The following is a 24,612-nucleotide window of genomic DNA, read 5'->3' as shown; positions in this document are numbered from 1 at the left end:
TTCAATAACAACAAAATGAAAAAACTTTTAACCTTGACTTGCCTATTTATGCTTTCTATAGTTTTAAATGCTCAGGAAAAATCTTTAAATGAGATTACTTCTTTTAAATTAAAGAATTCTGGGTCTATGATGGATAAGAATAATGATGTCGATGGATATTATTTTTATTATCAAATAGATAAACTTAAAAAAGGAATGCGAGAGTATGGAATTAAAATATTAGATAATAACTTAAATGATATTGCAACGAAATCTTATATAGATAATAAAAACACAGTTTTAGCTGATAGTAAGTTTAACAATCAGGCTTTAATGTTTGCAATGATTAACACTAAAGAAAAGAAATATAAGCTTGTTTCTTTTGATAGACAAGGAAATCAAGGAAAGGATATTGTGATTTCTGTTAATAAAAAAGAGATGAAATGGTTAGGTTATATGTTAAAAGCAGGGAATTTTAACATGCTGTTTCCAGTTGATAATAAAGGATTTATCTTTAATTATATAAGAGATAATAAGAAGCTAGGATATGGTTTGAAGTATATAGCTACTGATGGTGGTTCGTCTTGGGATTATAACTCGCCTGATGATACTAAAGAGATCATGACTATTAACCCAATAGAGGTGAATGAAGAAGTGTTAGTGGCTCTTCAAGCATCTAAAAAATCTGCATTGAGTCAGACAATAAAATTTAAAGTTCTTGTTATTGATATAAAAACAGGAAAGTTATTATTTGAAAAAGAGTTTGATAGAGAGAATAACCCTAGATTAATAACTAATGCTTTTTTAACAGATGATAAAAAGGTTGTGCTTTTAGGAGAGTATTTTGAAAAAGGAGATAATATAATCAAGTCCAAGAGTTTGGGATTGTTTTCACAAATTAATGATCTTTCAGGGAATATTGTGTCTGATAATAAAGTGAGTTGGAAAGATGAAATAAATAAAATGATGCCAGTTGAGTCAGATGGAAAAAACCCAAAAAGGGGTTATGTTTATTTTCATGATATGATAAGGACTCAGACAGGTAGTTTTTACTGTATTGGAGAGAAGTATCGAAAAACGGCAAGTCTAACAGGGATTCTTGGTTTAACGGCTAATGCAAATGGACAAAGGGCTGTAACGCAATTGACTATAACTGATGCGGCTATTTTTGAATTTGATAATAAATTTGAATTAAAAGACATTAAAGTATTCAAAAAAGGGAAGTCCAGAGCACCTAGTATAATAGATGTTGGAAGTCCTCAATTAAATGCGCATGCGCTTAAGGCTTACGGTGCTTTCGATTATGAGTTTACTCAAATAGATAAAGATAGAGATCGTTTTTATTCAAATTTTATAGATTATGAAAGATTAAAGGGTGAAAAAAATAAGTTAGCATTTAAGACTATTATGTATAATGAAGGGGAGTTTTCTGAAGACAAAATTTACCTTCAAAAAGATAGTGGTAAAATAAAATTTAGAGTTTTACCTGCTAAATTAGGACATATAATGCTTGTTGAATATAATAAAAAGGAAAAAACTATAGATTTACACATTGAGAAATTGAACTTACAGTAAGAAATTTTCATTATTATTTTAAAGGCTTGCATTAATATGTAAGCCTTTTTTGTATACTATGATATTTATTTCCATCTTTGTTGTAATGACAGGACGCGTTTATAAATCTACAGGAAGTTGGTATACCGTAAAAACCGAATTGGGTGATACTTACGAATGCCGAATAAAAGGGAAATTTAGAATTAAAGGTATTAAAAGTACCAACCCAATTGCTGTGGGCGATATTGTAGATTTCGAAATAGAAACCGATAATAATCAAGAATCGGGGATTATACATAATATACATGATAGGTTTAATTACATTGTACGTAAATCTGTAAATCTATCAAAGCAAACCCATATAATTTCGGCCAATATAGATCAGGTTTTTTTAATGATAACCATTAATAATCCGCCAACATTAACCAGTTTTATCGATAGGTTTTTGGTAACGGCAAATGCTTATTCAATTAAAACGGTTTTATTGTTCAATAAAATTGATACTTACGATCAAGAAACACTAGACGAAGTAAAATATTTGGCACATATTTATAGAAAAATAGGTTACGAGTGTATTGGGGTATCTGCCGTTACAGGTAAAAATGTAGACAAAGTAAAGGCCTTAATGCATGGTAAGGTTAGTTTGTTTTCTGGGCACTCTGGAGTTGGGAAATCTACACTTGTAAATGCTATTGAACCAGGTTTAAATATAAAAACCAAGGCAATTTCTACGCAACATATGCAAGGGCAACATACTACAACTTTTGCTGAGATGTTCGATTTAAGTTTTGGAGCTCAAATTATAGATACACCAGGAATTAAAGGTTTTGGTGTTGTTGATATGGAAAAGGAAGAAATTGGCGATTATTTTCCTGAGTTTTTCGCTTTAAAGCAAGATTGTAAATTCAATAATTGTTTACATATTAAAGAACCAAAGTGTGCTGTTAAAGATGCGTTAGATGAAGGTGATATTGAGTATTCTCGTTACCGAAGTTACATTCAACTTGTAGAGGGTGAAGATGAGCATTACAGAACCGATATTTGGGAATAGTACTAATTTTAGTCAATGAGGCATTTCCCCGTTAGGGTAATTTACTTAAACCTTAAAAATACATTTGTTAGGTTTTAAAAAAATGCAATTAAATAGATGAAAGCAGTTATACAGCGCGTTACAAAAGCTAGCGTAACTATTGAAGGTGAAAAAGTAGCCAATATAGAAAACGGATTTTTAATTCTTTTAGGAATTGTAAATGAGGATGCAGATGATGATATTGTTTGGCTTTCGAATAAAATTGTGAATCTCCGAATTTTTTCTGATGATAATGATGTGATGAATCATTCCTTAAAAGATAATTGTGGTGATGTTATTGTGGTAAGTCAATTTACACTTCAAGCTTCTACTAAAAAAGGCAATCGCCCGAGCTATATAAAAGCAGCGAGGCCTGATGTTGCTATACCATTGTATGAAGCGTTTGTAAAACAAATAGAAAAAGATTTAGGAAAAACAGTGCAAACCGGACAATTTGGAGCGGACATGAAGGTAGAGTTGCTAAACGATGGCCCAGTTACCATAATTATAGATACAAAAAATAAAGAGTAATGGCATCCATTTTTGGACATGGCATAGTTGGATATACTTTGGTGAAAGTAACGAATAAACAAAATTTAAAGTGGTTGCTATGGGCTGCGGTGTTTTCTACAATTTTACCCGATTTTGATGTTGTTGGCTTTAATTTAGGTATTGCTTATGGCGACCCGTTAGGGCATAGAGGTTTTACGCATTCTATTGTGTTTGCTTTAATTTGGGCACTGATTTTAATGTTTACTTTAGGTCGAAATAATAAAGTAATTTGGTTTTTAGTCATTTTTACTTCAACAATGTCTCATGGTCTTTTAGATGCTATGACTTCCGGAGGAAAAGGTGTAGGCTTTTTTATTCCTTTCAATAACGATCGATTTTTCTTTCCTTTTCAAGATATACGCGTTTCACCTATTGGTATAGGTAAATTTATATCCGAACGTGGAATTCAGGTAATTTTAAGCGAATTTAAATACATATTTTTACCGTGTTTTATTATATTAGCTGTCAGGTTTTTAGTTGTAAAATTTAAAAAGGGAACAAATTAGTTCGTTTTACTATAGTTTAAATAACTAGGCGCTGTAAAATAAACATAACCCCTTTTTCATGATTTTAAAGCGTATTCTCAATACTCTATTTTTATTCTCAACACTTTTTAGTTTTTCTCAACAAAATTTATACACTAGTTTTAGTATTCCCGATAATTTAAAGCAAAATGCTAATGCCGTTGTTAGAGATGATGTTACTTCTATTGTTTTAGAGTCTTCACAAAGTATGTTGGTTACCGAAAAACGAATTGTAACTGTATTAAATAAAGAAGGTAACGATGCTGTTAATGCGTATTTGCATTATGATAAAAACGTAAATATTAAAACATTAGAGGTTCTGGTTTACGATAACTTCGGTAAGGTTATTAAGAAGATTAAAGAGAAAGATTTTAGAGATGTAAGTGCTGTGGATGGCGGTACATTATATTCAGACTCTCGAGTAAAATATCTAGAATATACTCCTATAAAATATCCTTATACTATTGAGTTTAATTCGGAATACGAAACTAATAATACCGCGTTTATTAATTCGTTTTTTCCAGTAACCGAATATTTTTTAAGTGTTGAAAATAGTAGTTATACCTTAAGTTTCCCTGAAGAACTTACTATTAGAAAAAAGGAAAAGAATATTGAAGGTTATAAAATTAGTGCAGACCTTACTTCAACTAAAATAAATTATAGCATAAAAAATGTTTCTGGAATTAAGCCAGAAGACTATAGTCCTAATTTTTCTGATATTGTTCCAAAAGTGATGTTTGCATCAAAACAGTTTTCTTTAGAAGGTGTTAATTCTGAAGTAGAAAATTGGGGCGAATTTGGAACTTGGATGTATCATGATTTAATAAAAAACACTCACGATTTATCGGAAGGGACTATAACTAAAATTCAGGGATTGGTTAAAAATGAACCTGATAATATAGCAAAGGCGAAAAAAATATATCAATACGTTCAAGATAAAGTGCGTTATATAAGCGTGCAAGTTGGTATTGGAGGTTGGAAACCTTTTAATGCTTCGGAAGTAGATCGGTTGGGGTATGGAGATTGTAAAGGTTTAACAAATTACACTATGGCTTTGCTTAATGCTGTTGGTATAGAATCTAATTATTCTGTGGTTTTTGCAGGAGATTCTCAACGCAGTTTAGAAAAAGATTTTGCTGCTATGCAGGGCAATCATGTTATTCTGAATATCCCGAATAACGATGAGAATATTTGGTTAGAGTGTACAAGTCAGAAATTGCCTTTCGGTTTTATTGGTGATTTTACAGACGATAGAGATGTTTTGGTGATTACTCCAGAAGGTGGAAAAATACAACATACCAAAAAATATATTCCAGAGGAAAGTTTGCAAACCATAAAGGGAGTTTGTGATATTTCAAACGATGGTTCGATTAAGGCTGTGGTAGATGTAAATTCAAAAGGTATTCAATATGATAATAAATATTGGTTAGAAACTGAGCCAGAACGTGATTTGGATGTGTATTACAAAAGACGTTGGAAATACATAAACAACATGTCTATAAATAACATGAGTATTGAAAATAATAAAAACACCATAGAATTAATTGAAAATATAAACTTTCAAGCCATTAATTACACCAAAAAAGTAGGTGAACGTATGCTCGTTAATTTGAATGTTTTAAATAGAAATACACATATTCCGGACAGGTATAGAAGTCGAAAACTTCCGTTAAAAATAAACAGAGGCTTTAAAGATGTAGATGAGGTAGAGATTAATTTACCACCAGATTACAATATAGAATCATTACCAAAAGGGCAGTCGTTAGAAACTAATTTTGGTAGCTATACCACAGAAATTTCTGCTGTAGATAATTCTAAAATAAAATATAAAAGAATTTTTATTATAAACGATGGCGAATTCCCTAAAGAAGATTATGCTGCGTTTAGAACCTTTTATAAAGAAGTATCAAAACTCGATAACGCTAAAGTCGCATTAATTAAAAAGTAAAATTATACTATGAAACTAACCTCACTATTAGTAACTCTTTGTTTCTCATTAACTGCATTTGCTCAAGATTACCATTTTGGCAAAGTATCTAAAGAAGAATTACAAGAAAAATTTAATCCTTTAGATTCTTCTGCAAGTGCAACGTATTTATATAAAAATAGAAAATCTTTTTATGAGTATGTTGAGCCAAGTGGCTTTAGATTAGTAACCGAAGTGCATGAGCGTATTAAGATTTATAATCAAGAAGGATTCGATTATGCAACCAAAACAAATAGATTGAGTACAAGTGGAGGATCCGATGAGGAACTCCGAAATTTAAAAGCCTATACTTATCACTTAGTAAATGGTAAGGTTGAAGAAACCAAACTATCGAAAGATGGTATTTTTAAAACAGAATTATCAAAATACACCAACGAGTATAAATTTACCATGCCGAATGTAAAAGCCAGCTGTGTTGTAGAGTATAAGTACAGAATTAATTCGCCATTTATATACAATGTAGACCAATTTGTATTTCAGCATGATGTTCCAGTTAAAAAAATAGAAGCTCGATTTGAGGCTCCCGAATATTTTACTTTTAAAGAAAGTACTAGAGGGTATTTAAGTATTACACCCAAAAAGAGTAGTCAGACAGATAAAATAAAACTTACGAGTAGAACAAGTATAGGGAGATCTTATTCAGAAGATTTAGCTTTTAAAAAGAATATTACAGAGTTTGATTTGAATAATGTACCAGCGTTAAAAGATGAACCTTATGTTAATAATATTAATAATTATAAATCTTCGGTTAAATACGAATTATCTTACATTAAGTACCCGGATGCGCCTATAAAATCCTATACTACATCGTGGTCGGATGTTGTAAATACTATTTACGACAACTCAAACTTTGGCCCCGAATTAAATAGAAAAGGTTACTTTGAAGATGATATTGATGCGCTTATTGCAACAGTTTCCAATCCGCTGCAACGTACAGCTCTAATATTTAACTATGTGAAAAACAAAGTAAAATGGAATGGCTATTACGGTTATGGAACTGACGATGGAGTGAAGCATGCATATAAAGATCAAGTAGGTAATGTTGCCGAAATTAATTTAATGCTTACCGCTATGTTGCAACATGCAGGACTTAGAGCTTATCCGGTTTTGGTTAGTACTAGGCAACACGGTGTGCCATTATTTCCAACTTTAGAAGGTTATAATTATGTGGTAAGTTATGTGAAGTTAAATGAAGGTAATATTCTTTTAGATGCTACGAGCAGGTTTAGCACACCTAATGTTTTGCCTTTTAGAACATTAAATTGGCAAGGGCGCGTTATAGCAGAAGCAGGAGGTTCTACTTTAATAGACTTGTACCCACAACAAATTTCTGAAAACTCAGTTTTTTTTATGGCTAGTTTATCGGAAAATGGAGATTTATCTGGTGGATACAGGAGTATAAAAAAGAGTCATAAAGCATTGTCCTTCAGAGAACGTTATGTTGATGTGGATCATGATGATTTTATAGCGCGATTAGAAAATAATTATGGTGGGCTAGAAATTTTAGATTACGATGTTAAAAACGAATTAGATTTAGGTAAGCCTATTGTAGAGTCTTATAAATTTGTAAAAGAAAGTCAAGCAGATATTATTGGTGATAAAATGTATTTTTCGCCATTGTTTTTTTTGAAAACCACAGATAATCCTTTTAAATTAAGCAAAAGAGAATTTCCTGTAGATTTTGGGTACCCATCTAAAATGAATAGTAAAATAGTAGTAAAAATACCTGAAGGATATAAAATAGAAAGTCTGCCAGAATCTGGAGGTTTAGAATTACCCGATCATTTGGGGAAATTTATTTATCAAGTTAACGGCAACGGAAACACAATACAGGTGTCTGTTTTAAATGAGATTAATTCTGCTATTATTAATCCAGCATATTACGAAGCTTTAAAAGCTTATTTTGCACAAATGATAGAAAAAGAAAACGAACAAATAGTTTTAAGTAGAATATAATGAATATAGAAAACGCACAACAAGAAGTAGATAATTGGATAAAAGAACATGGTGTTCGTTATTTTAACGAGTTAACCAATATGGCTCAACTTACTGAAGAAGTAGGGGAGGTAGCTAGAATAATTGCCCGCAGATACGGCGAGCAAAGTGAAAAGGAAAGTGATAAAAATAAAGATTTAGGTGAAGAATTAGCCGATGTTTTATTCGTTGTACTTTGTTTAGCAAACCAAACCGGAGTCGATTTACAAAAAGCTTTCGATGAAAGAATGTATAAGAAAGGAAAACGCGACCACGATAGACACCATAATAACGAAAAATTAAAGTAAATTAGCAGGCTTTAAACGTATAGAATTTTACAATGAATATTACTCTTCATAAATCGAAACTCGAAAACCAAAAATCGGCAGTTACAATTACAGGTTCAAAAAGTGAATCTAACCGTTTGTTATTATTACAAGCGCTATATCCGGAATTTAAACTTGAAAATGTATCAAACTCCGATGATAGTAATTTAATGACGAATGCTTTAAGCTCGCAATCTAACGTGGTAGATATACACCATGCCGGAACAGCCATGCGTTTTTTAACCGCGTATTTTTCAATTCAAGAAGGAAGAGAAGTAACACTTACGGGCTCTAAAAGAATGACGGAGCGTCCAATTAAAATTTTAGTTGAAGCCCTTCAAGATCTTGGAGCCGAAATAAGTTATATCGATAACGATGGTTTTCCACCAATAAAAATTACAGGAAAAAAACTATCAAATCATAAAGTGTCTCTAAAAGCAAATGTAAGTAGTCAATACATTTCAGCTTTATTATTAATAGCTTCAAAACTAGAAAATGGTTTGGAGTTAACGTTAGAAGGCGAAATTACATCGGTACCATATATAAACATGACGTTAAGCTTACTCGACGAAATAGGCGTAGAGTCATCATTTGTAGGGAATGTTATTACCGTAAAACCAAATACAAAAGCATTAACACCAAAAACATTAGTTGTTGAGTCCGATTGGTCTTCGGCATCATACTATTTCAGTATTGCAGCCATTAGTGATATTGGTACGGAAATCACACTATCATCATACAAAGAGAATTCTTTACAAGGCGATTCTGTGTTAGTTGAGATTTACAAACACTTTGGAGTAACTAGTACATTCAATGGAAATTCTATCACCTTAAAGAAAGAAAAAGCCAGTGAATCAACATTAAGTTTAGATTTAAAGAACGCACCAGATATTGCTCAAACCATAGCAGTAACATGCTTTGCATTAGGTATGCCTTGCGATTTAATAGGTTTGCACACTCTAAAAATTAAAGAAACAGATAGATTAGTTGCTTTAAAAACCGAAATTGAAAAACTAGGTGGCGAAGTAAAAATCACAGATAAGTCTTTACACTTGGCACCATCAACTAAAATAAAGGAATTAGTACCAATAGCAACCTATAACGATCACCGTATGGCTATGGCATTCGCGCCTTTAGCCCTAAAAACATCATTAATTATAGAACATGCTGCCGTGGTATCTAAATCATATCCAACGTTTTGGGACGACTTAAAAGCTATCGGTTTTAAAATAACCGAATAATAATCACGCATTTACTTGACAACCCCTATGCTCAGATTGTATATTTGCAGCTGTTAGATTTTTTTCAGGGGAAGCTCAGAAGAGATTAAAACACATTAACTTAAAACCTTTTTGAATGAAATTATCACATTTTGGTTTCAATTTACCAGATGAATTATTAGCGGAATATCCAGCTGAAAACAGAGATGAGTCACGTTTAATGGTGCTTAACAGAAAAGAGCAGACCATTGAACACAAGATGTTTAAAGACATTATTGATTATTTTCAGGAAGACGATGTTTTAATTTTAAATGATACCAAAGTTTTTCCAGCCCGTTTATACGGAAACAAAGAAAAAACAGGTGCTAGAATCGAAGTTTTTTTATTAAGAGAATTAAACGAAGAGCAACGCCTTTGGGACGTTTTAGTAGATCCAGCACGTAAAATAAGAATAGGAAATAAATTATACTTTGGAGACGACGAAACGTTAGTAGCCGAAGTTATCGATAATACAACTTCTAGAGGGCGTACTTTACGTTTTTTATATGATGGATCGTACACCGAGTTCCGTAAAAAATTAAACGAGCTAGGCGAAACACCACTTCCAAAATACATCAAACGTGATGTAGAACCAGAAGATCAAGATCGTTACCAAACTATATACGCAAAAACAGAAGGCGCTGTAGCGGCACCAACTGCAGGACTTCACTTTTCTAGACATTTATTAAAACGTTTAGAAATTAAAGGAGTTAAATTTGCTGAGGTTACGTTACACGTAGGTTTAGGAACGTTTAATCCTGTAGAAGTAGAAGATTTGTCTAAGCATAAAATGGATAGCGAAGAGCTTAAAATTGAAGCAAAAGCAGTCGAGATTGTAAATACAGCACTTAAAGAAAAACGTCGTATTTGCGCCGTAGGAACCACAGCTATGCGTGCCATAGAAAGTGCAGTTTCAACAAGCGGAAAGCTTAACGAAATAGAAGGATGGACAAATAAATTTATTTTTCCTCCATACGAATTCAGTATCGCAAACTGCATGATCACTAACTTCCACACACCAAAATCTACATTATTAATGATGATTTCGGCATTTGCAGGTCATGATTTTGCTAAAAAAGCATACGAAGAAGCTGTAAAAGAAAAATATAAATTCTACAGTTATGGTGATGCGATGTTAATCATCTAATCCATTCAAAATAAAATTTAAGCCTCATCCATTAAAAACGATGAGGCTTTTTTTTGTTTCATATTTAATAAAAATAGTACGTTTTAAAATTTGGGCATTCCCTTTCAGGTCGGGCTTTTCGCTATATCTTTTTGCAAAACAGTCTATATTTATTTTTAATTGAGGTTTTTATGAAGTAGCAGACTTATCAAAAAAAATAATTTTTAAATTCAGCAAAAAGGATGCCGCTGCAATCCCTAATGCAGCCATGTGTTAAATTTAAGGTCTATACTAAATTTAGGACGACTTTATAAAAACAAGTGCCATAAAAGAAAAAGCTTTCACTATTTTTGCAACCAAATGAAAGATAATAAAAAAGACATACGCGCCTTAACCAAAGAACAACTTCGGGATTTCTTTGTAAAAAATGGCGATAAAGCTTTTCGAGGCAATCAAGTTTACGAATGGCTTTGGCAAAAATCGGCTTACACCTTTGAAGATATGACAAACGTATCTAAAGAAACACGCCAAATGCTCGAAGACAATTTTGTAATTAATCACATTAAAGTAGATACCATGCAACGCAGTAGCGATGGTACAGTTAAAAATGCGGTACGTTTGCACGATGGGTTAATTGTAGAGTCGGTTTTAATACCAACAAAAACAAGAACCACAGCATGTGTTTCTAGTCAAGTAGGCTGTAGTTTAGATTGTAAGTTTTGTGCAACCTCACGTTTAAAACGTATGCGAAACTTAAATCCAGACGAAATTTACGATCAAGTAGTAGCCATCGATAACGAAAGTCGTTTATATCACGATCGTCCCTTAAGTAATATTGTGTTTATGGGTATGGGCGAGCCGTTAATGAACTATAATAATGTTATTAAGGCTATCGATAAAATAACATCTACCGATGGTTTAGGCATGTCTCCAAAACGAATTACGGTTTCAACATCTGGAGTGCCAAAAATGATCAGGAAAATGGCTGATGATGACGTGAAATTCAACTTAGCCGTATCCTTACACTCAGCAATAGATGAGGTTCGAACTCGAATAATGCCTTTTAACGAAACATTTCCTTTAAAAGATTTAAAAGAATCTTTAGAATATTGGTACTTAAAAACTAGTCGTAAAATTAGTTACGAATATGTGGTTTGGAAAGGTATAAACGATAGACAAGAAGATATTGATGCCTTTGTTCAGTTTTGTAAATATGTACCATGTAAGGTTAATATTATTGAATACAACCCTATTGACGATGGTGAATTTCAACAAGCCTCAAACGAAGCTCTTGAAAATTACATTAGTGCATTAGAAAAAAACAGAATTGTAGTTAACGTACGTCGCAGTCGCGGAAAAGATATCGATGCTGCTTGTGGGCAATTGGCCAATAAAAGTTAAGCGTTTGGTATTTCGTATAAAATCATAAATCGTTTAGTATATAAATTTGTAAATCTTATATTTGATTTCTTTTAATATCTCACCTTGAAAATAGTAGAACAAATAAAGCAACCCATAGCTTACGAAATGGATCTTTTTGAACAAAAGTTCCTGCTTTCTATGTCGAGTAAAGTGGCTTTGCTAAACCGTATTACACATTATATCGTGAATCGCAAAGGGAAGCAAATGCGCCCTATGTTTGTGTTTTTAGTTTCTAAAATGGTTTCTAACGGCGAAGTTTGCGAGCGTACCTACCGTGGAGCTTCTGTTATAGAGCTTATACACACTGCAACATTAGTACATGATGATGTGGTGGATGATAGTAACAGGCGTCGTGGGTTCTTTTCTGTAAACGCACTTTGGAAAAATAAAATAGCTGTTTTAATTGGCGATTTTTTACTATCTAAAGGCTTATTATTATCGATTGACAATAATGATTTTGATTTGCTTAAAATTATTTCTGTTGCAGTTCGAGAAATGAGTGAAGGTGAGTTGCTCCAAATAGAAAAAGCCAGAAAATTAGATATTACCGAAGCGGTGTATTACGAGATTATTCGTCAGAAAACAGCAACTCTAATTGCTGCCTGTTGTAGTTTAGGTGCTGCATCTGTAAAACCACAATCGGAACATGTAGAAACCATGCGTAAATTTGGAGAGCTTATTGGTATGGCATTTCAGATTAAGGATGATTTGTTTGATTATGGCGATACGCAAATTGGAAAGCCAACAGGTATTGACATAAAAGAACAAAAAATGACTTTACCTTTAATTCATGTTCTTAATGGTGCATCTAAAAAGGATAAAAAATGGCTTATTAATTCCATTAAAAACCATAATAAAGACACTAAACGCGTAAAAGAAGTTATCGCTTTTGTGAAAAATAATGGTGGTTTGGATTATGCCATTTCTAAAATGACACAATTTCAAACGGAAGCTCTAGAATTGCTTCAAAAGTATCCAGATTCTGAATATAAGCAATCGTTAGAGCTTATGGTTAACTATGTTATCGATAGAAAAAAATAAAATTCTATTATTGTTGCTGTTGCTGTTGCTGCTGTTGTTGTCCGCCACCGTTTTCTTTTTCTTCCAAACTACGCTTGTAACTGTTTGAAGGGTATACGGTAGAAACTTCTGGATTTAGTTGCTTTGAGTTTTCATTTTTATTTGTTTTAACAGAAACAGTAACTTGCATTTCAGCTTCAACACTACCTTTAAACACACCTTTAACTGGTGCGCAATCTCCATAATCTCTTCCTATAGCTAATCTAACATGATTTTCGTTTGCTATGGCGTGATTTGTTGGGTCGAAACCTAACCATCCGTAAAACGGAATATAAGCTTCTATCCAGGCATGTGTAGCGCCTTCTCCTCGAGTTATCTCATCGTTAGGGCAAATATAGCCACTTACATATCTAGCTGGCATACCTAGCATTTTTACCATACGTAGCATAACATTAGTAAAATCTTGACAAACACCTACTTTTAGTTCCCAAGCTTCTTCTAAAGACGTTTTTACGTTAGTAACTCCTGTTTTGTATTCAAAATTATTATATACATACTCGCATATGGCAAGTACAGCCTGAAATGGCGACTTGGTTTTTAGCATTAAATCTAGAATAACATCAGTTATTTCTTTGCTGCCTTTAAAAGGTTTATGAGCTGTAAAATCTATAAAGTCTGTGGTGTTTTTTATGCGTTTAAGCTCTTCCCACTGTAAAGTTTTGTCAATAGTATCATCCGGAATTAATTTTGGAGATGTTACCACTTCAACTTCAGAAATTATATTCAATTCATCGTGTGGTTCAATCACCATAAATGTACCAACTCTATTGTTATAAAAATCGATAAAGGTTTCTATAAAAGGATTGTTTGTTATCGATATTAAATGTGAAATAACCTTTTGATTATCATCATTAATAGGGTGTAACCTCGTTAATGTCGCCCCATCGATTACGGGTGCATTGTAGTTATACTTTGTTGTATGTTTAATGAAAAATGTAGCCATGATAATTATAAATCAATTATTTAGAGTTGTAAACCGCATTAATATTTGTTGAAATATTACTGATGTCTTCCTTTATACTATGTATAAAGTTGTTTAAGCCTTGCTCATTAATGTTTTCAATGGTGGTGTATTTTATAGAGCTTTCTAATTTACCAATTAAGAATTCTAAATTCTTTTTTTCAAGTTCGTTTGTTTCAATTAAACGCGTAATATGTCTGCTTAGTTTATTTACACAATAATATACCGATCTAGGAAATAATTTATCCTGAAAAACCATAGTGATTACGTGATCTTGATTGAAAGTAGATTTATGAGTTTTAAGATAGAATTGATAACCACCTATAGAGAGAAGTAAATTTTTCCAATAGAAACTCTTCTCTAAACTATCCGATGTTTTTCCTATTTCCTGAAGCTTAAGCGATGTAAAATCGGCAATAAGATTAACACGCTCCAAGAACTTTCCAACATTCATAAAATAATACGATGTACCACGTTCTTGAGTAATATCGGATGTGCCGTTATAAATTAAATGATGCTTACGTAGATCTTCTAAAAACTGAACAGGATCTTCTTCTTTTAATCGCTTTCGTAAATTTTTATCTGTAAGGTATAAATAGTAATTATTTACACACAACCAAAGTTCTCTAGATATATGCTCTTGCACACTACGTGCATTTTCTCTCGCTTTGGTAACAATATTGAGAATTGAATTAGAGTTATTTGTGTTAAACACCATAAAATCGATACACTCCAAAGCATCTTCCGTGTAATATTCGTTATCGAATGCTGTGAAATTTTTAATAACGGGTGTCCAGGAAAATAATTCTGGCGAATCTTGATTGGCATAATAATTTACTTTTAGTAAACTAAGAATACCACTACCACGTTCCATATATCGATCTAACCAAATAAGATTATTTGCTACTCTACTTAACATACATATTTATTTTTGTGAAATTATTCTAAAATCCAAGTGTCTTTACTGCCGCCTCCTTGCGAACTGTTAACTACTAGAGATCCTTTTTTTAGTGCAACACGGGTTAATCCTCCAGGGCAAATATCAATACCATCTCGTCCAGAAAGGGCAAAAGGTCTTAAATCGATACATCTTGGAGATAATTTACCATCTATGTAACACGGTGCGGTCGATAGCCTTAAAATAGGCTGAGCAATAAAGTTTTCTGGCTTTTTGCTAACGGTATTCAAGTAATCTTTAATTTCTTCATCTGTAGCTTCATGTCCCATAAGCATACCGTAACCACCACTACCATCGGTTTTTTTAATAACCATGTCTTTAATGTTTTTGGTAACATATTCCAGCTCATCTGGTCGACCCAATTGGTAGGTTTCAATATTTTTCAGAAGAGGTTCTTCATCTAAATAATACTTTATCATGTCTGGTACATAGATGTAAATTGCTTTATCATCGGCAATTCCGGTTCCGGGAGCATTTACAATGTTTACATTCCCTTTTCTGTAGGCAGCCATAATTCCGGCAACGCCTAAGACACTCTTCTCATTAAATTCTAGTGGATCTAAATAATCGTCGTCCACACGTCTATATATAATATCAACCTGTTTTAATCCATTAGTCGTTTTCATGTAAACAAAATGGTTTTTAACAACCAAGTCGCTACCTTCTACCAATTCAATACCCATTAAACGGGCTAGTGTAGTATGCTCGTAATACGCAGAGTTGTATATGCCTGGAGTAAGTAAAACAATATTTGGTTTAGACAGGTTTGAGAGTTCTTTAAGCTTCTTATATAATAAATTTGGATAATCTGAAACTGAACGAACATTGTTTTTAGGCAAAATACCAGGAAATAAACGTTTTGATATTTCTCTGTTCTCCAGCATGTAACTCACGCCAGAAGGTGTTCTTAAATTATCTTCAAGGACGTAAAATTCGCCATCGTTATTTCTTATTAAGTCGACCCCAGAAATATGTACATAAACATCATAAGGTACCTTAACGCCTTTCATTTCTCTTAAAAAATTAGGGCAAGAGTAAATTAATTCACCAGGAATAATGCCATCTTTAATTATAAACTGTTCATTATAAATATCTTTAATGAACAAGTTTAGTGCTTTTAGACGCTGTTTAATACCTGCTTCAATTTTCTGCCATTCAGCAGCTGTTATAACTCTAGGTACAATATCGAAGGGGAATATTTTCTCGATACCTTCATTATCATTGTAGACCGTAAACGTAACCCCTTGACTCATAAATAATTGTTTTGCAAGGTCTTCTTTTTTAGAAAGCTTTTCTGTTGATGTGTTTTCTAAATATTTAATAAAACCATCATACTGCGATCTAAATTCTGCATTGTCATTATACATTTCATCCCAAGTACTAGCAAGTTTCTCGTAATTAGAGAATAGGTTGTTGTCTTTCATAAGCTACAAAGTGTTATGCTCAAATATAAGTGTTTGTTGTAAAATATTTAGTGTTTTATGATTTTAACTAAATAAAGTTTATACTTTATTAATATTTGTTAAAATAAATATAGTTTTTTAACTGTTATTGTTTTTTTAATATGATTTATTTGCGACTTAAATAATAAAAAAAATAAAAGTTATCTATTTTTGACGAGCTATTACCACAATTTACAAAAAAATAAAAAAGACTTAATATTTACGAAACCTTTAAAAAAACATACCTAAACTTTTAGACGGTTTGATATTAGATTGTTAAGTTTTATTTTTTTTCTTGTAAATATAAGTGTGTTGTTTTAACAATTATTATTTTTGTCGTAATGCAAAACCTACTAAAAAGTTATATTCCAGAACATGCTGTTAATCGAGTTTTAAAACTTTTAGAGCATGATCATTTGGTGGTGAAAATAAAAAACGAGCGTAAAACGCGCCACGGTGATTATAGACAATTGCCGCATGGTAAACATCAAATCACTATAAACTCTAATTTAAATGTATACCAGTTTTTAATAACGCTTATTCATGAAATAGCCCATTTTGAGACGTACAAAGGTTACGGAAAATTTATTAAACCGCATGGTAAAGAATGGAAATATACGTTTAAAAATTTAATGTTACCATTTTTAAATCCCGATGTTTTTCCGGATAGTTTGTTACCACTTTTAGCAGCACATTTTAAAAATCCAAAAGCATCTAGCGACACAGATACGGTATTAGCCCTAGCTTTAAAGGAATTCGACGAGCCAAACGATAAAACTTATGTTTTTGAAATACCTTTGGGACAATCGTTTGAGTTATATAATGGTCGGGTTTTTAAAATGGGACAAAAAAGGGTAAAACGATTTGAGTGTGTGGAAATTAAAACAGGAAGGTTATATTTGTTTAATCCAAATGCGGAGGTTAAACTTATTTAATTTTTGAAAATAGAAGTAAAACAAAATAATAATAAGCTAGAATATTTTACGATTTTCTAGAAAAACAAATTAAGAAATGAAGAATAATTATTATGCCATATTGATGGCAGGCGGAGTAGGATCTAGATTTTGGCCAGTAAGTACAAGTGATTTTCCAAAACAATTTCATGATATGCTTGGAACGGGCGATACGCTTATTCAGAAAACATTTCAACGTTTATCAAGGTTAATTCCAAAGGAAAATATATACATATTAACAAACGAGCGTTATAACGATTTGGTTTTAGAGCAACTTCCAGAAGTTACTCAAAAACAAGTGGTTTTAGAGCCTGCAATGAGAAATACAGCACCTTGTATTTTATATGCATCTTTAAAAATTCAGAAAGAAAACCCAGATGCTTTAATGATTGTGGCACCAAGTGATCACTGGATTGAAGATGAGCAAACTTTTTCTAAAAATGTAGAAGAAGCATTTAATTATTGCTCAGAAAATGATGCTTTAATGACGCTTGGTATTCAGCCAACATTTCCAAACACAGGTTTTGGATATATTGAGTTCGATAAAAATTCTGAAAACGTTATTAAACCTGTTAGTCAATTTAGAGAAAAACCAGATTACGAAACAGCTAAAGCCTTTATAAGTCAAGGTAATTTTCTATGGAATGCGGGTATTTTTATGTGGAGTGCAAAAAGCGTTGTAGATGCTTTTAAAAATAATCAACCGGAATTATACCAATTGTTTGAGTCTGGAATATCTGTTTATAACACCGATGGTGAAGATGATTTTATAAAAGAAAATTACTCTAAAGCCGAAAACATATCTGTAGATTACGCCATTATGGAAAAATCTAAAAATGTTTTTGTGATAGGTGCAGAGTTTGACTGGAACGATTTAGGAACTTGGGGAAGTCTTTACGATAAACTAGATAAGGATAGTAATAATAATGCTATTTTAAATGCTAATAGTTTAGTTGAGAATGCTGAAGGTAATATGATAAGAACAAAACTTGGAAAACAAGTTATTGTAGATGGTTTAAACGACTACATTATTGTTGATAATGATGAAGCTTTGCTTATTTACCCTAAGAGTAAAGAGCAAGATATCAAGCTTGTTTTAAAGCGTTTTAACGATAAATATAGCAACTAAATTTGAAGCGGTTTTGCTAATTAATATATAAATGGAAGAAAATAAATTCAATTTTTCTGAAGACGAGGTTCAGGCAAAGAAAAATCAAAATGTAGAGGAATCAAAAAAGGCCGTTAAGAAAGACGCCGAAGGATTGTTTAAAAGCATTTATGTGTTTTTTAAAGAATTATTAGATTTTAGGGATGATACCGATCGCGATGCTACTATTGAGGCTATAAAAGCAGATATTCCTTTTAAAGGAGCTACAGCATGGATTTTAATTTGTTCTATTTTTGTCGCTTCCATTGGGTTAAATGCCGATTCAACAGCTGTTGTAATTGGTGCCATGTTAATTTCTCCGCTTATGGGGCCAATATTAGGTATTGGCATGTCCATCGCTATAAACGATATTGATACACTTAGAAAATCGTTAATAAACTTAGCAACTATGCTTGTTTTGAGTTTGTTAACGGCTTTTTTATTCTTTAAATTTTTTCCTTTAGGAAATCAAGAAACCTCAGAGTTATTAGGTCGTGTAAAACCAGATATTCGAGATGTGCTTATTGCTTTCTTTGGTGGTTTGGCATTAATAATTGCACGTACTAAAAGAGGGACTATTGCATCGGTTATTTTTGGTGTGGCTATTGCTACGGCGTTAATGCCACCTTTATGTACGGCGGGTTATGGTTTAGCACACGGAAATTGGACCTACTTTTTAGGTGCCATGAACTTGTTTACCATTAATACTATTTTTATTGCGTTGGCAACATTTATAGTGCTTAAGCTTCTTAGATTTCCTATGCTTAAGTATGCTAATTCGGCTAAAAGAAGACGCACAGCGCGTTTTGCAGCGTTGGTTGCTGTGGTTGTTATGATTTATCCAACAATTACTTTCTTAAGAGTTTTAAAAAGCAGTGGTTTTGAGAATGATTACAATAATTTTATTTCAAATGAAATTAAACTAAATCAGGAGCTTTGGTTTCAAAACGGAACCTTAAATTCAGATGAGAAAAAAATCACACTTTATTTTAATGGTGAAATATCTGAAGCTACAGAATCCGATTTGTTAAACGAAATTAAAGGATACGATAAAATCAGTGATTTTAAATTAGAGATTTTTGGGAATAAAAACAGAAGTTTTGATAAAATTTCCGACGCTTATGATAGAGCTATTAGAGATTTAGATGAAAAAGATCATATTATTTCTGGTTTACGAAATGAAATTGAAGTTTTACAAGAAGAACTTCGCCTAGTGAATGGCGGAAGTAGCGTAATATCTTTCACCAATTTATCGCGTGATGCCAAAGTTAGGTTTAACGATTTAACATATTTTAGTTATGCTAAAACATTAGAGTCTAAAGATTTTATAAACACAGATACATTGCAAGTTGCCACTGTAAAATGGAACGAATCTTTAAGTGATAGTTTGATTGTGATAAAAGAAAAGCAACTTACCGATTGGTTAAAAGAAGAGCTTAAAGCCAAGCGTGTTATTTTAAAACGAAATTAATTCGATAGAATAACAACTTTAAAATAAAAATAATGGGTTACTGATTTTAGCTATTTTCTTCCAAGTACATTTTACGTACTTTTTTAAATAAGTTAGATGAATATACAAAGTCGGTAACCACTTCATTATCTGTTCTAAAAATAGTTTCCTTAGAACCTTCCCAAGCTTTTAGTCCATCTTTTAAGAACACAATTTTTTCACCAATTTCCATCACAGAATTCATATCATGAGAATTAATTACGGTTGTAATTTGATATTCTTCTGTAATCTCTTTAATTAAATTATCAATTACAATAGCTGTTTTTGGATCTAAACCAGAGTTGGGTTCATCACAAAACAAATATCTAGGTTTGTTTACAATTGCGCGAGCAATAGCAACACGTTTTTGCATACCTCCTGAAGCTTCACTTGGCATTTTGTTATGTGCATCTGGTAGATTCACTCTTTTTAAAACAAAGTCTACACGATCTTGCATTTCGCTTTTACTTTGTTTGGTAAACATTTGTAGCGGGAACATTACGTTTTCTGCAATAGTCATAGAATCAAACAAGGCACTTCCTTGAAAAACCATACCTATTTTTGCACGCATGTTTCGTTTTTCATCTTCTGTAAGTTTAGAAAATATATGCCCATCGTAAGCAATGCTTCCCTCTTCGTAATCGAATAGCCCTAATAAGCATTTTAAAAATACTGTTTTACCAGAACCACTTTGCCCAATAATTAAGTTTGTTTTTCCTTTTTCAAAAGTGGTTGTAATCCCTTTTAAAATATGTGCTTCTCCAAACGATTTCTGTAAATCTTTAACTTCTATCATGCGCTTAACAACATTTGGGTTAGTAAATAATTTAAAAGAATAATAACAACGCTAGTCCAAACAAATGCGGTTGTACTGGCTTTACCAACTTCCAAAGCGCCACCTTTCATGTAATATCCATGAAAAGATGGAATTGTTGCTAATATAAAGGCGAAAGCAAAAGTTTTTATAAAGGCGTAAGTAATATGAAACGGAATAAAATCCATTTGTATACCAACAATATAATCGTCTAATGAGCTAAAACCACCGTAAACACAGGCAGCCATGCCTCCAAGAATTCCTAAAAACATAGCGATAGAAATTACAAACGGATATAACATTAAAGAAATAAATTTTGGAAATACTAAATAGTTTAATGAGTTTATTCCCATAACTTCCAAAGCATCAATTTGTTCGGTAACTCGCATAGTACCAATACTCGATGTAATAAATGAGCCCACTTTACCAGCCATTACAATAGAAATAAAAGTGGGGGCGAATTCTAATATAATAGATTGTCTGGTAGCAAAACCAACCAAATATTTTGGAATTAAAGGATTGTCAATATTTAATGCGGTTTGTATGGTAACTACACCACCCACAAAAAAAGCAATAAAGGCAACAATGCCTAAAGATCCAATGATTAAATCGTCTATATCTTTTAATATTAGTTGCTTCATAACGCTCCATTTGGTTGGCTTGCGAAACATCTCAACAATCATTAAAAAATAAGCTCCTATATTATGTAGGTACGTCATATATAAATTTGAACTGCTAAAGTAAAAAAAGTTAGTGGGATTTAACGATTATTTTAAATTATCATGTTTTTAAAATATGTATTTTTGAAGCTTAAACCCATTATAATGAATAAAAATATTTTCTTTTTAGTTGTAGTTTTTGTGTTAAGTTTATCTTCTAAAGCACAAAATAAATCTGATGAAACTAACCCGAGATTGGTGGTTGGTATTGTTGTGGATCAAATGCGCTACGATTATTTAACAAGATTTGCAGACCGTTATGGAGAAGGCGGCTTTAAGCGTATGATGAATGAAGGTTTTAACTGTAAAAACAATCATTTTAATTATATTCCAACTTATACAGGGCCTGGTCACGCATCTATTTTTACGGGTACAAGTCCTAAATATCACGGCATTATCGCTAATAACTGGTACGATAAAGAATTAAAAACCATGGTGTATTGTGCACAAGACGATGCTGTTTCTTCTATAGGAACAAAAACAGATGCAGGAAAAATGTCTACACAACGCATGAAAACCACAACATTTGCTGATGAGAATAGGTTATTCACACAAATGCGTGGTAAAACTATAGGAATATCAGTAAAAGACCGTGGAGCTATTTTACCAGCAGGGCACACTGCAAATGCAGCATATTGGTTTCAAGGAAAAAATGAAGGAAACTTTATTTCTAGTTCTTTTTATATGAATGAATTACCTAAATGGGTAAGTAAATTTAATAAATCTGGTATTGTAAAATCATATCTTAAGCCATGGAATACATTATATAATATTGAGACATATTTAGAAAGTGGTAGTGATTTAAACGATTTTGAAGGTGGTTTTAAGGGACAAGCTACAGCAACATTTCCTTACGATTTAGATGCCTTAAAAGGAAAAAATGGTGGTTATGATATTTTAAAAGCAACGGCTTATGGTAATAGTTTAGTAGCCGATTTTGCTTTAGCAGCGTTAGTTGGTGAAGATTTAGGTAAAGATGAATTTACCGATGTTTTAACGGTTAGTTTTTCTAGTACTGATTATGTTGGTCATAATTTTGGAGTTAATTCTAAAGAAATTGAAGATACGTATTTACGTTTAGATAAAGATTTAGAACGTTTCTTTAAAGGTTTAGATGCTGAAGTTGGAAAAGGAAACTATACGGTGTTTTTAACTGCAGATCACGGTGCAATTAATGTGCCTGCTTATATGAGGTCGAAAAAAATTCCAGCAGGATATTTGAATAATAAAGCCATGAGAACAAAGTTAGAGGCATTTATGCAAACAACTTTTAAAGCAGATGATCTAATTGAAAATATAAGCAATAATCAAATATTTTTAAATCGCGAAAAGATTAAAACTTTAGGTTTAGAATTAGAAGCTGTACAAGATGCTATTGTTAACGAAATAATTAATTATACCAATGTTTACAAAGCTTACACCGCAACAACTATGGGAAAAGCTTCTTTTACAACGGGTATTGAAAAATTACTTCAAAACGGATACAACCAAAAACGCTCTGGTGATGTTTTAGTAATTCAAGATCCAGCTTACATATCTTACGGAAAAACAGGTTCTACACACGGTAGTGGTTTAAATTATGATACGCACGTGCCGCTTTTGTTCTTCGGAAAAGGAATTAAACATGGTAAAACAGTTAAGAGAACAGAAATTACAGATATTGCTCCAACAATTTCAGCGTTGTTAGATATTAATGCACCTAATTTTAAACTTGGAGAGCCTTTAGAATTCATTTTAGAATAAATGACGAAAAGAAAATTATTATCGGTTATTGCCGTCGTTATTCTGGTTGCTATTTATGGATATGAGCATTTTTTAGATGAAGAAGAAAAAAATGAAATTGTAACTGAAGGTAGAACATCTAAGAGTGATACAAACGAATACTTTTTGCCAACCAGTACAACAGGGCAAATTGTGCATCACGATGGATATTCGCTGTCTTACAGTGAGCCTTATGAACAAGCTGAATGGGTGGCTTATGAATTGAAGAAATCTCATTTATCTAAAAATGATTTTAAACGCCCGTATTTTGAAATAGATAAAGCGGTAAAAACAGGCGCAGCAGATTGGCGTAATTATAAAAAATCGGGTTACGATCGTGGGCATCTTTGTCCTGCTGGAGACCGACGTTACAGTAAAGAAGCGCACGACGAAACGTTTTTAACAAGTAATATCAGTCCGCAAAAGCATGATTTTAATGCGGGTATATGGAATACGCTAGAACAGAAAGTTAGATATTGGGCAAGTAAATATAATGGCGTTTTTGTAGTAACAGGAGGAGTGTTAAAGGGAAACATGAAAACCATTGGTGACGAGCAAGTAGCAGTGCCAAATCAATTTTATAAAGTTTTGATCGATAATAATTCGGGTAAAACTAAAATGATTGCTTTTTTAATGCCTAGCGTAGAGTCTAAACAACCCTTATATAAGTTTGTTGTATCTGTAGATAAAGTTGAAAAACTTACGGGAATCGACTTCTTTCCAGAGTTAGAAGATAGTTTAGAAAACAAATTAGAAGCTTCTAGTAGTTACAAAAACTGGAGTTTTAATTAAAGTGTTGAGTATTTGTTATAACAGAAATCTCATAAAATAAAAATCCCCTTCAAATTTAAAACTTGAAGGGGATTTTTTTGTTTTATAAGTTACTCAGCGTTTCCGTTGTCATGTCGACGAATGGAGACATCACATAAAGTTTGTCTTTAATTACTGCCTATAATAAAGTGGTAATTATGTTTATACCGTGTTGTAGTAAGTTTTTATTTAAATATTATTGGTAAATCAGAGTTCTGAATTTTTACAATATGAAAAGGTTGTGTAATAACAGTTGTGGCATTCCCTTGAGAAGCTAAACCTGTAACATTTACCATTATCTTTTCAGAATTCGATATTATGTTTAACTCCAAGTTATGACCACCGTTCCCTTTTATTTCGTCAAATACTGCAATAATGATATATTTAGAAAAATCTATATCGGTTTCTTTAAAGTTATCAGAAGTGTTATTTGCTAAATTCATTTTGTATATTAAATCATTCCAAGCGGTTTGGTTAGAAATAATTAAATTCTGTTTCGTAATTCCTTCTGCTCCATTTCCGTAAAGATTATCTTTTGCTATTAAAGAAGATTCAATATTTATTACTTCTGAATTATCATCATCAGAACTACAGCCCAAAACTAATATTGATAACAATATGATTAATACATTTTTCATAATTAATTATACTTTATTATTAGATGTGAAATTTCACGAAAGGTTGCGTCAAATTTTCTATTACACAA

22 protein-coding genes are annotated in these 24,612 nt (G+C 32.2%); 16 read left to right on the top strand and 6 right to left on the bottom strand.

Annotation, left to right across the window (positions count from 1 at the left end; all coding sequences use genetic code 11):
* Positions 1 to 15 precede the first annotated feature (15 nt).
* The 11 genes from V6246_RS06985 to V6246_RS06935 all read left to right on the top strand — a co-directional run bounded on the left by V6246_RS06985 (position 16) and on the right by V6246_RS06935 (position 12,813).
* Entirely contained in the window at positions 16 to 1,554 is a 1,539-nt protein-coding gene (locus V6246_RS06985; protein WP_341559755.1) for a DUF6770 family protein, read from the top strand.
* Positions 1,555 to 1,639: 85 nt separating this feature from the next.
* Positions 1,640 to 2,584 (top strand): ribosome small subunit-dependent GTPase A, encoded by a 945-nt coding sequence (rsgA, locus tag V6246_RS06980; protein WP_341559901.1) that lies wholly within the window; start codon positions 1,640 to 1,642, stop codon positions 2,582 to 2,584.
* Between the two features lie 96 nt (positions 2,585 to 2,680).
* Positions 2,681 to 3,133, top strand: coding sequence for a D-aminoacyl-tRNA deacylase (gene dtd, locus V6246_RS06975; protein WP_341559754.1), 453 nt, complete (start codon positions 2,681 to 2,683; stop codon positions 3,131 to 3,133).
* Entirely contained in the window at positions 3,133 to 3,660 is a 528-nt protein-coding gene (locus tag V6246_RS06970) for a metal-dependent hydrolase (protein ID WP_341559753.1), read from the top strand. Before dtd ends, V6246_RS06970 begins: the two co-directional genes overlap by 1 nt.
* Positions 3,661 to 3,718: 58 nt before the next feature.
* Positions 3,719 to 5,626, top strand: a complete 1,908-nt coding sequence (locus tag V6246_RS06965; protein ID WP_341559752.1) for a DUF3857 domain-containing transglutaminase family protein — start codon at positions 3,719 to 3,721, stop codon at positions 5,624 to 5,626.
* A 9-nt stretch (positions 5,627 to 5,635) separates the two neighbouring features.
* Positions 5,636 to 7,621 (top strand): transglutaminase domain-containing protein, encoded by a 1,986-nt coding sequence (locus V6246_RS06960; protein WP_341559751.1) that lies wholly within the window; start codon positions 5,636 to 5,638, stop codon positions 7,619 to 7,621.
* The gene (locus V6246_RS06955) at positions 7,621 to 7,947 is read left to right on the top strand and encodes a nucleotide pyrophosphohydrolase (RefSeq protein ID WP_042503119.1); all 327 of its coding nucleotides are present in this window, start codon (positions 7,621 to 7,623) and stop codon (positions 7,945 to 7,947) included. The genes V6246_RS06960 and V6246_RS06955 overlap by 1 nt, the downstream gene beginning before the upstream one ends.
* 32 nt (positions 7,948 to 7,979) lie before the next feature.
* Complete coding sequence (locus V6246_RS06950; RefSeq protein WP_341559750.1) at positions 7,980 to 9,206, top strand: 3-phosphoshikimate 1-carboxyvinyltransferase; 1,227 nt, start codon at positions 7,980 to 7,982, stop codon at positions 9,204 to 9,206.
* Between the two features lie 115 nt (positions 9,207 to 9,321).
* On the top strand, positions 9,322 to 10,371 hold the full coding sequence (gene queA, locus V6246_RS06945) for a tRNA preQ1(34) S-adenosylmethionine ribosyltransferase-isomerase QueA (RefSeq protein WP_159017897.1): 1,050 nt from the start codon (positions 9,322 to 9,324) through the stop codon (positions 10,369 to 10,371).
* A 339-nt stretch (positions 10,372 to 10,710) separates the two neighbouring features.
* Positions 10,711 to 11,751: a 23S rRNA (adenine(2503)-C(2))-methyltransferase RlmN gene (rlmN, locus tag V6246_RS06940; RefSeq protein ID WP_159017896.1), complete on the top strand. Its 1,041-nt coding sequence runs from the start codon at positions 10,711 to 10,713 to the stop codon at positions 11,749 to 11,751.
* Positions 11,752 to 11,835: 84 nt separating this feature from the next.
* Positions 11,836 to 12,813: a polyprenyl synthetase family protein gene (locus tag V6246_RS06935; RefSeq protein WP_341559749.1), complete on the top strand. Its 978-nt coding sequence runs from the start codon at positions 11,836 to 11,838 to the stop codon at positions 12,811 to 12,813.
* Positions 12,814 to 12,820: 7 nt separating this feature from the next.
* Here the strand turns inward: V6246_RS06935 and V6246_RS06930 are convergent, their stop codons facing one another.
* The 3 genes from V6246_RS06930 to V6246_RS06920 are packed head-to-tail and all read right to left on the bottom strand — an operon-like array spanning position 12,821 to position 16,195.
* Positions 12,821 to 13,795 carry a transglutaminase family protein gene (locus tag V6246_RS06930; protein WP_341559748.1) on the bottom strand — a complete coding sequence of 325 codons (975 nt, stop codon included), beginning with the start codon at positions 13,793 to 13,795 and terminating at the stop codon, positions 12,821 to 12,823.
* A gap of 16 nt (positions 13,796 to 13,811) precedes the next feature.
* Positions 13,812 to 14,732, bottom strand: a complete 921-nt coding sequence (locus tag V6246_RS06925; RefSeq protein WP_341559747.1) for an alpha-E domain-containing protein — start codon at positions 14,730 to 14,732, stop codon at positions 13,812 to 13,814.
* A gap of 20 nt (positions 14,733 to 14,752) precedes the next feature.
* A complete protein-coding gene (locus V6246_RS06920) occupies positions 14,753 to 16,195 on the bottom strand; it encodes a circularly permuted type 2 ATP-grasp protein (RefSeq protein ID WP_341559746.1) in 1,443 nt (480 codons plus the stop codon).
* Positions 16,196 to 16,554: 359 nt separating this feature from the next.
* On the opposite strand from V6246_RS06920, the gene V6246_RS06915 reads away from it, so the two are divergent.
* The 3 genes from V6246_RS06915 to V6246_RS06905 all read left to right on the top strand — a co-directional run bounded on the left by V6246_RS06915 (position 16,555) and on the right by V6246_RS06905 (position 19,784).
* Complete coding sequence (locus V6246_RS06915; RefSeq protein ID WP_341559745.1) at positions 16,555 to 17,148, top strand: SprT-like domain-containing protein; 594 nt, start codon at positions 16,555 to 16,557, stop codon at positions 17,146 to 17,148.
* 76 nt (positions 17,149 to 17,224) lie between these two features.
* On the top strand, positions 17,225 to 18,295 hold the full coding sequence (locus tag V6246_RS06910) for a mannose-1-phosphate guanylyltransferase (RefSeq protein WP_341559744.1): 1,071 nt from the start codon (positions 17,225 to 17,227) through the stop codon (positions 18,293 to 18,295).
* A gap of 31 nt (positions 18,296 to 18,326) precedes the next feature.
* Entirely contained in the window at positions 18,327 to 19,784 is a 1,458-nt protein-coding gene (locus tag V6246_RS06905) for a DUF389 domain-containing protein (RefSeq protein WP_042503112.1), read from the top strand.
* Between the two features lie 46 nt (positions 19,785 to 19,830).
* On the opposite strand, the gene V6246_RS06900 is transcribed toward V6246_RS06905, so the two are convergent.
* Positions 19,831 to 20,598: an ABC transporter ATP-binding protein gene (locus V6246_RS06900; RefSeq protein ID WP_074938166.1), complete on the bottom strand. Its 768-nt coding sequence runs from the start codon at positions 20,596 to 20,598 to the stop codon at positions 19,831 to 19,833.
* Entirely contained in the window at positions 20,595 to 21,335 is a 741-nt protein-coding gene (locus V6246_RS06895) for an MlaE family ABC transporter permease (RefSeq protein WP_074938163.1), read from the bottom strand. The genes V6246_RS06900 and V6246_RS06895 overlap by 4 nt, the downstream gene beginning before the upstream one ends.
* A 105-nt stretch (positions 21,336 to 21,440) precedes the next feature.
* Between V6246_RS06895 and pafA the strand changes: the two genes are divergently transcribed.
* Both pafA and V6246_RS06885 read left to right on the top strand, forming a co-directional pair.
* On the top strand, positions 21,441 to 23,078 hold the full coding sequence (gene pafA / locus V6246_RS06890; protein WP_042497270.1) for an alkaline phosphatase PafA: 1,638 nt from the start codon (positions 21,441 to 21,443) through the stop codon (positions 23,076 to 23,078).
* Positions 23,079 to 23,888: a DNA/RNA non-specific endonuclease gene (locus V6246_RS06885; protein ID WP_341559743.1), complete on the top strand. Its 810-nt coding sequence runs from the start codon at positions 23,079 to 23,081 to the stop codon at positions 23,886 to 23,888.
* A 203-nt stretch (positions 23,889 to 24,091) separates the two neighbouring features.
* Here V6246_RS06885 and V6246_RS06880 read toward each other — a convergent pair whose 3' ends face one another.
* Positions 24,092 to 24,544, bottom strand: coding sequence for a hypothetical protein (locus V6246_RS06880; protein WP_341559742.1), 453 nt, complete (start codon positions 24,542 to 24,544; stop codon positions 24,092 to 24,094).
* Positions 24,545 to 24,612: the final 68 nt, after the last annotated feature.

It is taken from the genome of Algibacter sp. TI.3.09 (assembly GCF_038154905.1).
Classification (GTDB): domain Bacteria; phylum Bacteroidota; class Bacteroidia; order Flavobacteriales; family Flavobacteriaceae; genus Algibacter.
The sequence above is the reverse complement of the archived record's forward strand: the minus strand, read 5'-3'. Positions and strand labels throughout refer to the sequence as shown.

Bases quoted from the DNA above. Each gene is read 5' to 3' on its own strand.
- V6246_RS06985 (WP_341559755.1), top strand. From the start codon at position 16: ATGAAAAAACTTTTAACCTTGACTTGCCTATTTATGCTTTCTATAGTT.
- rsgA (WP_341559901.1), top strand. From the start codon at position 1,640: ATGACAGGACGCGTTTATAAATCTACAGGAAGTTGGTATACCGTAAAA.
- dtd (WP_341559754.1), top strand. From the start codon at position 2,681: ATGAAAGCAGTTATACAGCGCGTTACAAAAGCTAGCGTAACTATTGAA.
- V6246_RS06970 (WP_341559753.1), top strand. From the start codon at position 3,133: ATGGCATCCATTTTTGGACATGGCATAGTTGGATATACTTTGGTGAAA.
- V6246_RS06965 (WP_341559752.1), top strand. From the start codon at position 3,719: ATGATTTTAAAGCGTATTCTCAATACTCTATTTTTATTCTCAACACTT.
- V6246_RS06960 (WP_341559751.1), top strand. From the start codon at position 5,636: ATGAAACTAACCTCACTATTAGTAACTCTTTGTTTCTCATTAACTGCA.
- V6246_RS06955 (WP_042503119.1), top strand. From the start codon at position 7,621: ATGAATATAGAAAACGCACAACAAGAAGTAGATAATTGGATAAAAGAA.
- V6246_RS06950 (WP_341559750.1), top strand. From the start codon at position 7,980: ATGAATATTACTCTTCATAAATCGAAACTCGAAAACCAAAAATCGGCA.
- queA (WP_159017897.1), top strand. From the start codon at position 9,322: ATGAAATTATCACATTTTGGTTTCAATTTACCAGATGAATTATTAGCG.
- rlmN (WP_159017896.1), top strand. From the start codon at position 10,711: ATGAAAGATAATAAAAAAGACATACGCGCCTTAACCAAAGAACAACTT.
- V6246_RS06930 (WP_341559748.1), bottom strand. From the start codon at position 13,795: ATGGCTACATTTTTCATTAAACATACAACAAAGTATAACTACAATGCA.
- V6246_RS06925 (WP_341559747.1), bottom strand. From the start codon at position 14,732: ATGTTAAGTAGAGTAGCAAATAATCTTATTTGGTTAGATCGATATATG.
- V6246_RS06920 (WP_341559746.1), bottom strand. From the start codon at position 16,195: ATGAAAGACAACAACCTATTCTCTAATTACGAGAAACTTGCTAGTACT.
- V6246_RS06915 (WP_341559745.1), top strand. From the start codon at position 16,555: ATGCAAAACCTACTAAAAAGTTATATTCCAGAACATGCTGTTAATCGA.
- V6246_RS06910 (WP_341559744.1), top strand. From the start codon at position 17,225: ATGAAGAATAATTATTATGCCATATTGATGGCAGGCGGAGTAGGATCT.
- V6246_RS06905 (WP_042503112.1), top strand. From the start codon at position 18,327: ATGGAAGAAAATAAATTCAATTTTTCTGAAGACGAGGTTCAGGCAAAG.
- V6246_RS06900 (WP_074938166.1), bottom strand. From the start codon at position 20,598: ATGATAGAAGTTAAAGATTTACAGAAATCGTTTGGAGAAGCACATATT.
- V6246_RS06895 (WP_074938163.1), bottom strand. From the start codon at position 21,335: ATGACGTACCTACATAATATAGGAGCTTATTTTTTAATGATTGTTGAG.
- pafA (WP_042497270.1), top strand. From the start codon at position 21,441: ATGAATAAAAATATTTTCTTTTTAGTTGTAGTTTTTGTGTTAAGTTTA.
- V6246_RS06885 (WP_341559743.1), top strand. From the start codon at position 23,079: ATGACGAAAAGAAAATTATTATCGGTTATTGCCGTCGTTATTCTGGTT.
- V6246_RS06880 (WP_341559742.1), bottom strand. From the start codon at position 24,544: ATGAAAAATGTATTAATCATATTGTTATCAATATTAGTTTTGGGCTGT.